The organism is Corynebacterium sp. HMSC059E07 (genome assembly GCF_001814395.1).
Taxonomy (GTDB): Bacteria; Actinomycetota; Actinomycetes; order Mycobacteriales; family Mycobacteriaceae; genus Corynebacterium; species Corynebacterium hesseae.
In genome coordinates this window covers 38215-46112 of sequence record NZ_KV816276.1, presented here as the reverse complement: position 1 = coordinate 46112, position 7898 = coordinate 38215, and the positions used below count along the sequence as shown (strand labels likewise).

Sequence of the window (7898 nt, the reverse complement as noted above, 5' to 3'; positions counted from 1 at the left end):
ATATCAGGTGTCTACCAAACAGGGGTCAGGTCCCGCCGCTACGCATCATGGCGAAGAGAACGTTTAGGCGTCGGCGTGCGAGTGCGACAACTGCGGCGTTGTGTCTTTTGCCTTCTTTGCGTTTTCGTTCATAGAATTGTCGGGAACGCTCGTGGAATCTGATCGATGCAAAAGACGATTGCCATAGGGCGTTCTTTAATCTTTTGTTGCCAGCCCGGTTAGGCGAATTCGACATGATAGACGTTCCCGACTGATTCGTCCGCGGTGATAGCCCTGCATAGGATGCTAGGTGCGCTGCATCGGGGAAGTCGGACATATCGCCAACAGTCATGAGGATCTGCGCTGCGCTACGCGGGCCGATACCAGGCATGGATAAAAGAATCTCGGTCTGCGGAATGTCCTGAATCAGCTTGAGTACCTGCGCTTCGATTTCTTTACGATGCTCGAGTTTGGCCAATGCATCTGTGGCGGACATTGCTACGCCAAGTTCGGCGTATTCTGCGCCGGCAATGGACACGGTCTGTTCGTGGATGGCAGCAAGCATGGCATCGAGCTTTTGGAATTCTGGCATTGACTGAAGTTCCTTGACCGTGACCTGGTGGCATTGAAGTCCCAGGTAGTCATGCCAGTTCGCTGCGTGGTCGACGTAGCCTTGTGCGCTGGCTGTGCGTGGGACAACACCTAGGGGGGTCTTGGGCGTTGTAGATGCCAGCATCCGGGTGGTAGTAGCGGAAGCGGTTGTATGCCCACCCGGACTCGTCGTCCAGGTATTGGCCGGCAAACAACAGTGGCGAGGTCTCGTCGCCGGTCCAGGTGCGAGTGCCGTAGAGACTATGGCGGGCTGTACCTACGATGTTCCCGGTGGTGGGGTGGATGAGTTCTTGTGGGCTGCCGGTCAGATCGGTGACAAGAGAACTCGGCATCGACCAGTGCCTGGTCGACCGTATCAATGTCGCTGAGATTGTTTTCTGGGTGGCCACCACCATGCGCAATGGCTTCGCTGGTGTTGTTGGTGGTGGTGTTGATGGCTTCCTTGGCGACGCGGCGTCCATAGGGGTCGTAGATGTAGCGCCACCCGAGGTGTTTGTTGTCGGAGGAGATAAAACCGATGGGTTGTTCATTGGTGGCGTAGAAGAATTCGTGCACCAAGGGTTTGCGGGATAGGCGCTTGGTGACGGTGCGCACCACACGCCCAGCATCGTCATAGGTGTAGGCGGTTCGTCCTACACGCACCGGCTTGGTGCCGACAAAGTCAACAGCCGAGTCCGCTGCAGCACTCGTTGCGTTGTGGTTAGTGTGACCGTTGAGCCCTGGGCGACTGGTAGCCCCGGTGACTGGTGAAGCTGCAGCAGTCGAGCCGGTCGTGGTGGTCACGCTGGTTGTGCTTGGCGTATCAGCGTGGAGTGCAGTGAGTACGCCTGCCAGGCTGAGACCATAGAAAATCCGCACTCACACGCTTGCCGATGCCGCGGAAAATCTGCGTCTGTTTCTACCACGCGTTGTGCGTGTTGGAAGCGTTAGTTGTAGAGGATGGCGGTTGCGTGGTTTTTGGTGGCTGCGGTGGTGTAGAAGTCGATGAGGGTGTCGAGTGAAGTGCCCCGGGTTTTCCTAGGCATTTGCCTTAACTTCCATTGTTTCTCGGGCCGGGTGTCGGTTCCAAAATTCTGATTCAACCTCCGTCGGCGTGCGGTACCCCAAGGACTGGTGGAGTCTGGACTCATTCCACCAATTCACCCACTCAAACGTTGCGATCTCCACCTCAACCACGTCGGACTATTTCCGGCTATGAATGAGCTCATTCTTGTACGAACCGTTGACGTTCTCGGCCAAGGCATTGTCATACGAGTCACCGACGGTGCCGATAGAAGCGGTAATACCATGTTCGGCCAAACGTTCGTTGTAGATGATGCTTACGTACTGCGACCCATGATCCGAATGGTTTGCCGCTAAAGCGGGTGGGGCCGAAGTACACCTGGTTAAGGTGTGAAAGCTCGGTGGCATCGGCGCCGAGCGCGCGGAGCTTATCGGGTGTGCCAGGTATATGTTCCACCAGCGCAATCCCCGAGTTGCGTAGGCGGAGGTAGGTTTCGATATCCCCCATGAGCACAGAGACTAAAACAGCACCAGCCACCCCGCAACCGGAGGAAGAAAATCCCTGCTTAGAAAGGTGAGAGGAGAAAGTATCTCACAGGTGGGGTTAATGCCGACCAAGGGGAAGAAAAGCGCACGCGAGAACTAGCCGACGCAGGAGCCGGTTGGGATGGCGTCGACAAGCTGCGTGACGTCACCCACGTGGCCGCGCACCTCGTCCGCGGTGAGCGCATAGCCCGTGTCGGAATCCTCCACAGAGGCACCAAACACCACGCCGAGCACCTGGCCCTCCGGGTTGATCATCGGGCCGCCGGAATTGCCTTGCCGGATGCTGCCGCGCACCGTGTAGGCATCGCGCTCCACCCGGCCCGTGGAGTAGATATCCGGACCAGCGATGGTAAGGCGGTCGCGCACGCGCGCCGGCTCCGCCGTGAACGGCCCCGACTGTGGGAAGCCTAAGACGATGGCATCGTCCCCCGTCACAGCCGCTTGCTCCGCCCACGGCAGCGGCTCCAGGCCTAAGCCCGGGCTATGCAGCACGGCAATGTCCACGTCCGAGTTGTAGTAGACCACGTCCGCTTCCTTGAGCCCGAGCACGGTATCAAGACGCACCTTATCCGTTCCCGCCACAACATGAGCGTTCGTGATGACGTAGTCTGGTTCCGTAACGAAGCCCGAGCCCATCAGGCGGCGCGAGCACGCCTCGGCATCGCCCAGCACGTGGATAACGGATGGCCGCACGCGTTCCGCGAGCTCAGGATCCCCAATATGTACCGCGGGCGCATCCACCTCAACATCGGCGCCGGAACGCTCCCAGGGCGAGACCAACGGCGGCAGCCCGGATTCGTTGAGGAGCGCAGCCAAGCCATTCGGCAACGCCGCCAGGCGCGAAGGCGCCACGGCATTGAGCGAGCTCAGCACGCGCGATTCACGCAGCGCCTGCCCCGGCTGACCTCCCAAATTGGAGGCCAGGGGCAAAGACACCAACCAAATCACCACGATGGCCACCGCAGCTTGGAACACCGCGCCAATCGACGAATCCACGCGCTGCCCCGACCGCGTACGCATGCGGTCCCGCAGCGCCATGCCAAGCGACGTCCCCACCAGCTGCCCCAGCCCCACCAGCAAAATGAGCACGCCGACGGCCAGCAGGAAGCGCACGGCTGCCTGGTCAGTCAGGCCCATCGCCAGCGGGGCCAGCACGGTTCCCAGCACCAGTCCCGCGATGATTCCCACCGCTGCGAGGACCGCTGCCAAAGCCCCCTGCCGCCAGCCCACGCGCACGGCGAGGAGCACGGCAATCACGATCAGAACGTCAACGACTAAGGACACAGAGGGAATACTTTCTTAAGGGCTAAAAGGAGCAGAACTAGCCTATCTTCTCATTATTCACAGAGCGATCGAGTGAGTCACGCAGATCATGAACCGTTTTCTTATCCCATTTCACGCTCCACCCCGCGTGGTCCATGAGCCCGGATAGCACTCCCGCAGTAAATCCCCACACCAGGTATCCGCGTGTCCGAAACGCCGGCCCCTTCCACCGGCTAAAGCCCACCATCAGGCGGTTGGCAGGATCCGCCAGCTCCCGCAGCGGGACGGTAAAGACGTCGTCGGTTTCTTCCGGACTCGCCGGCCACACGGTGCCCGGTTTATGCCAGTACGCCAGGACGGGGCTCACGGTGTTGCCGGTCGCCGGGATATCTAGCTTGCCCCACTGTTCAAGAGGGGTAACGGTGGAGCGGTCGAGGCCGGTTTCTTCTTCGGCTTCGCGCAGGGCGGCGTCGACAAGCGAAGTGTCCTCTTCATCCTTGCGCCCACCAGGAAATGCAATCTGGCCGGAGTGCGAGCGCATCGAGGGCGAGCGGTGCGTGAGCAGCACCTCGCCGTCCTCAAAACTCGTGCCCTTCAGCAGCACCAACACTGCTGATTCGCGGCGGCGCCGAGCGGCCGGGAGGTGACGGATGAGGCGCTCTTGTACCTTGTCGGCATCAACCCCGAGCGCGGGGCGCAGCCACTCAGGAGCGTGCGCGGGAAACAGTCGGCTCACTTAAGAACCTCCTCGACGGCCTCCTCCAGTTCTTCGGCGGAGGTAAAGGGTTTAATGAATTTCTCTTCCACCTTGCCATCGCGCACCACGAGGGTGATGGGGATGACGCCCGGCAGCCCGAGCCCGCCTGCGAAGGTCCCATCCTCGTCCTGGTAGCTGGGAATATCGACCTGCAGATCGCTCAAAAGCGCCGCACCGTTAGCGGCGTTGGCGTCCGCATGCACGCCGACGACATTCCACGTGGAGTGCGAGCGCGCTATGTCTTCGAAGAAGGGCAGCTCCGTGCGGCACGGCTCGCACCACCATGCCCACACCGTGACGATCTGGACGTCTTTGGCGGCCGCGGTACCGGCCGCACCTAGGCAGGGAAGGTCCACACCAGCAATCGGTCCTTCGGGGCACTTGGGACGCTTGGCTACCTCTTGCTCCTGCGCCTCGGGGACAGGAACTTCCGGCTCATCATCCTCAAGGAGATTCACCACGCCGACGAACGCGAGTGCTGCCAGCGCAACAATGGCAACGATGCTCGCCTTCACGTATCCAGGCCACCGAGAATATTGGCTCATTGCTCCACCTTAACCCCGCGACGGGCACCATGGCGCAAGGACGCAGGCCGCGCACTGTGGCTTTCGCGCGGTGCACACGCGCCGTCCATGGAGGATGAGGCGGTGCGAAAACACCGTTTGCTCCTCTTCGGGCACGCGCTTGGCGACGTCCCTCTCAATCGCCCTCGGGGTCTTCGCCTCGGTCAACCCAAGACGCTGGCTCAGGCGCGTGACGTGGGTATCCACCGTGATCCCCGGCAGGCCGAAGGCATTGCCGCGCACCACCAGCGCGGTCTTGCGCCCGACGCCGGGCAGGGAGGTGAGCTCGTCGATGCCGCGGGGCACCTGCCCATCGAAGTCCGCGACGAGCTTTTCTCCGATGCCTAACAGGTGGCCGGCCTTCGTGCGCTGGAATCCGAGCGGGCGGAGGATGCGCTCGAGGTCAGCACGGTCCGCGGCCGCGTAATCCGGTGCGGAAGGATACCGAGCAAAAAGCTCCGGAGTGACCTGGTTGACGCGGGCATCCGTGCACTGCGCCGAGAGCACCGTAGCAATAAGTAGCTCGAGCGGCGTGGTGAAATCTAGCTCGCAATCGGCGTCGGGATATTCATCCGCCAAGGCGGTACGAATATGAACGATGCGAGCGGCCTCGTCAGCGTCATCGTGGTGCACGGGAAGGTCAGGGGACATAAAAGAGATCTTAGTGACGGCGGCTAGAATGAGAAGCATGATTTCGCTCGTCATCTTTGTGCCGCTGTGCCTCGCGCTGTTTGCCATCCTCATGGAGAAACTTGAGGCGACGGCCTTCGAAAACTAAATAGGCCATTCAAGGCGTGTGATTATTTTTCACGTTGGTGGAAATAGTGACTAATTACACTGTATGATATTGTGCAGTGCCTCGTGGCGCACTGGAGACTAGGTGCGTCAAATCAAACCAAACCAGCTTGTGTCCCAGTGTTTTCCGGGCTGCGCAGGCTTTAAGGAGTAACAGTGGAAGGCGTACAGGACATTCTCTCCCGCGCTGGCATTTTCCAGGGCGTCGATCCGGTAGCAGTACAGAACCTTATTGAGCAGATGGAAACCGTCCGTTTCCCGCGCGGCACCACCATTTTCGAGGAAGGTGAGCCGGGAGACCGCCTCTACATCATCACCTCGGGCAAGATTAAGCTCGCCCGCCACGCCCCGGATGGCCGCGAGAACCTCCTGACCGTGATGGGCCCGTCCGATATGTTCGGCGAGCTCTCCATCTTCGATCCGGGCCCGCGCACCTCTTCCGCTGTCTGCGTCACTGAGGTCACCGCAGCCACGATGAACTCTGAGATGCTCAAGCAGTGGGTGGCCGATCATCCGGCAATTGCTCAGCAGCTTCTGCGCGTGCTTGCCCGCCGTCTGCGCCGCACGAACGCCAACCTGGCGGACCTCATCTTCACCGACGTGCCAGGCCGCGTGGCCAAGACCCTGCTGCAGCTGGCTAACCGCTTCGGTGTGCAGGAGGGCGGCGCGCTGCGCGTGAACCACGACCTCACCCAGGAAGAGATCGCCCAGCTCGTTGGCGCTTCCCGTGAGACCGTGAACAAGGCTCTGGCCACCTTCGCTCACCGCGGCTGGATCCGCTTGGAGGGCAAGTCGGTGCTCATCGTCGATACCGAGCACTTGGCCCGCCGCGCACGCTAGGTCTTAAAGGCCGAGCTCTCCGGCCTTCGACTTGTCCTAACGCAAAATCCCCCGAGAATTTCTCGGGGGATTTTCCTATGTAGTGCTTTAGTTCTGAGCCGCGAGGTACTTCAGCGCGGTGCGCGTCGACTGCTCAGCTGCGTGACGCAGGACCGGATCGACATCGTCATACATCTCATCAACGAGAGTCTTGACGTCGACGTCCTCACCCAAGCGCCCACGGACCTCCTTGATCTGGTCCAGGCGGTGGTGGCGGCGGTCAATGTACTTGCGGGCAACCGCGGAGGTGTCCTCCAAGTCCGGGCCGTGGCCCGGGAAGAGCGCCACGTCCTTGCCGCGTTCTTCCAGAAGATCCAGGGTCTTCAGGTAATCAGCCAAGTCGCCATCCGTCTCAGACAGCAGCACGGTGTGGCGGCCTGCGATGGTGTCACCGGTCAGGATGCCCTCCAGGGTGGAGTTCTTCGCTTCCGCGGACCACACAAAGAAGCAGGTGGAATCTGCGGTGTGACCCGGGGTGTGAACGACCTCAAGCTGCGAGGTGATGCCGTCGACGGTGATCACTTCTCCGTCGACAAGCGCGTCGCCCCCATTGCAGTAATTCGGATCGAAAGAGCGAATGGGAGCGCCGGTGAGCTGACGCAGGCGCTGGGCGCCTGATGCGTGATCATCGTGGCGGTGGGTAAGAAGGATCAACGCAACCTCGCCCGCCTTCGCGGTCACGACGTTGAGATGACCTTCATCCTCCGGGCCCGGATCAACCACAATGGCGCGGGAATCTTCTCCAGCGCGGATGATCCAGGTATTGGTGCCCTCCAAAGCGGTGTAACTGGGATTATCGCACAGCACGACACCGACGGACTGGCTCACGGGACGCAGTTGGCTATATGCAGGATGCTCCATGGTTCTAACCCTATCCGATTACTCAGCGATTTCTACGATGACTTCGATCTCAACGGGGGAATCTTTCGGTAGGACCGCTACCCCCACCGCAGAACGCGCGTGGATTCCGGCATCTCCGAAGACCTCACCCAAGAAGTCGGAAGCACCATTGATGACCGCAGCTTGCTCAGTAAAGGAGGGGTCCGAAGCCACGAATCCAACCACCTTCACCACGCGGGTTACGTGATCAAGACCTACGAGACCATCGATTGCAGCCAAAGCGTTCAGCACGGCCACACGTGCCAATTCTTGCGCCTTTTCTAGGCTCACCTCTGCGCCGACCTTGCCGGAAGCCGACAATTCACCGCCCACGACGGGCAGCTGGCCAGAGGTCCACACCTGGTTTCCCACGCGGGTAGCTGGGATATAGGACGCGAGGGGGACAGCGACAGAAGGCAGCTCGACGCCGAGCTCTTCGAGGCGGGCAAGCGCACCCATTAGGACTCCTCCACAGGACGCTTGAAATAGGCGACAACATTCTCCGGGTTCATACCCGGGGTGATGGTGACGAGCTCCCAGCCGTCCTCACCCCAGGAATCGAGGATTTGTTTCGTCGCGTGCGTAAGAACCGGCGCAGTGGCATATTCCCATTTAGTCATGGG

At 60.6% G+C, this 7898-nt stretch carries 10 protein-coding genes and 2 pseudogenes; 1 reads left to right on the top strand and 11 read right to left on the bottom strand.

Annotation, left to right across the window (positions count from 1 at the left end):
- Positions 1-25: 25 nt before the first annotated feature.
- The 8 genes and pseudogenes from HMPREF2967_RS12725 to nth all read right to left on the bottom strand — a co-directional run.
- Positions 26-553, bottom strand: a pseudogene (locus HMPREF2967_RS12725) (transposase); the annotation flags it as partial.
- A 67-nt stretch (positions 554-620) separates the two neighbouring features.
- A complete protein-coding gene (locus HMPREF2967_RS13530) occupies positions 621-923 on the bottom strand; it encodes an RHS repeat-associated core domain-containing protein (RefSeq protein WP_158014665.1) in 303 nt (100 codons plus the stop codon).
- A complete protein-coding gene (locus HMPREF2967_RS13065; protein WP_070684816.1) occupies positions 832-1374 on the bottom strand; it encodes a hypothetical protein in 543 nt (180 codons plus the stop codon). The genes HMPREF2967_RS13530 and HMPREF2967_RS13065 overlap by 92 nt, the downstream gene beginning before the upstream one ends.
- Before the next feature lie 234 nt (positions 1375-1608).
- Positions 1609-1941 (bottom strand): annotated as a pseudogene (locus HMPREF2967_RS13380) (integrase core domain-containing protein); the annotation flags it as partial.
- Positions 1942-2235: 294 nt separating this feature from the next.
- The gene (locus tag HMPREF2967_RS02265; RefSeq protein WP_070684815.1) at positions 2236-3423 is read right to left on the bottom strand and encodes a MarP family serine protease; all 1188 of its coding nucleotides are present in this window, start codon (positions 3421-3423) and stop codon (positions 2236-2238) included.
- Between the two features lie 37 nt (positions 3424-3460).
- Entirely contained in the window at positions 3461-4138 is a 678-nt protein-coding gene (locus HMPREF2967_RS02260; protein WP_070684813.1) for an NUDIX hydrolase, read from the bottom strand.
- Complete coding sequence (locus HMPREF2967_RS02255; protein ID WP_070684811.1) at positions 4135-4704, bottom strand: redoxin family protein; 570 nt, start codon at positions 4702-4704, stop codon at positions 4135-4137. Before HMPREF2967_RS02255 ends, HMPREF2967_RS02260 begins: the two co-directional genes overlap by 4 nt.
- Positions 4705-4713: 9 nt before the next feature.
- On the bottom strand, positions 4714-5373 hold the full coding sequence (gene nth / locus HMPREF2967_RS02250) for an endonuclease III (RefSeq protein WP_230307831.1): 660 nt from the start codon (positions 5371-5373) through the stop codon (positions 4714-4716).
- Between the two features lie 300 nt (positions 5374-5673).
- On the opposite strand from nth, the gene glxR reads away from it, so the two are divergent.
- Positions 5674-6357 (top strand): CRP-like cAMP-activated global transcriptional regulator GlxR, encoded by a 684-nt coding sequence (gene glxR, locus HMPREF2967_RS02245; RefSeq protein ID WP_010189962.1) that lies wholly within the window; start codon positions 5674-5676, stop codon positions 6355-6357.
- 87 nt (positions 6358-6444) lie between these two features.
- Here the strand turns inward: glxR and HMPREF2967_RS02240 are convergent, their stop codons facing one another.
- From HMPREF2967_RS02240 to HMPREF2967_RS12980, 3 genes are read right to left on the bottom strand one after another with little or no spacing between them, the layout of a single operon-like run.
- A complete protein-coding gene (locus tag HMPREF2967_RS02240; protein WP_070684810.1) occupies positions 6445-7257 on the bottom strand; it encodes an MBL fold metallo-hydrolase in 813 nt (270 codons plus the stop codon).
- A gap of 18 nt (positions 7258-7275) precedes the next feature.
- On the bottom strand, positions 7276-7734 hold the full coding sequence (locus tag HMPREF2967_RS02235) for a RidA family protein (protein WP_070684808.1): 459 nt from the start codon (positions 7732-7734) through the stop codon (positions 7276-7278).
- Positions 7734-7895: a Sp36 family protein gene (locus HMPREF2967_RS12980; protein WP_154737218.1), complete on the bottom strand. Its 162-nt coding sequence runs from the start codon at positions 7893-7895 to the stop codon at positions 7734-7736. The genes HMPREF2967_RS02235 and HMPREF2967_RS12980 overlap by 1 nt, the downstream gene beginning before the upstream one ends.
- Positions 7896-7898 lie beyond the last annotated feature (3 nt).

Bases quoted from the DNA above. Each gene is read 5' to 3' on its own strand.
- HMPREF2967_RS02235 (WP_070684808.1), bottom strand. From the start codon at position 7,734: ATGGGTGCGCTTGCCCGCCTCGAAGAGCTCGGCGTCGAGCTGCCTTCT.
- HMPREF2967_RS02255 (WP_070684811.1), bottom strand. From the start codon at position 4,704: ATGAGCCAATATTCTCGGTGGCCTGGATACGTGAAGGCGAGCATCGTT.
- nth (WP_230307831.1), bottom strand. From the start codon at position 5,373: ATGTCCCCTGACCTTCCCGTGCACCACGATGACGCTGACGAGGCCGCT.
- HMPREF2967_RS02240 (WP_070684810.1), bottom strand. From the start codon at position 7,257: ATGGAGCATCCTGCATATAGCCAACTGCGTCCCGTGAGCCAGTCCGTC.
- HMPREF2967_RS13530 (WP_158014665.1), bottom strand. From the start codon at position 923: ATGCCGAGTTCTCTTGTCACCGATCTGACCGGCAGCCCACAAGAACTC.
- HMPREF2967_RS12980 (WP_154737218.1), bottom strand. From the start codon at position 7,895: ATGACTAAATGGGAATATGCCACTGCGCCGGTTCTTACGCACGCGACG.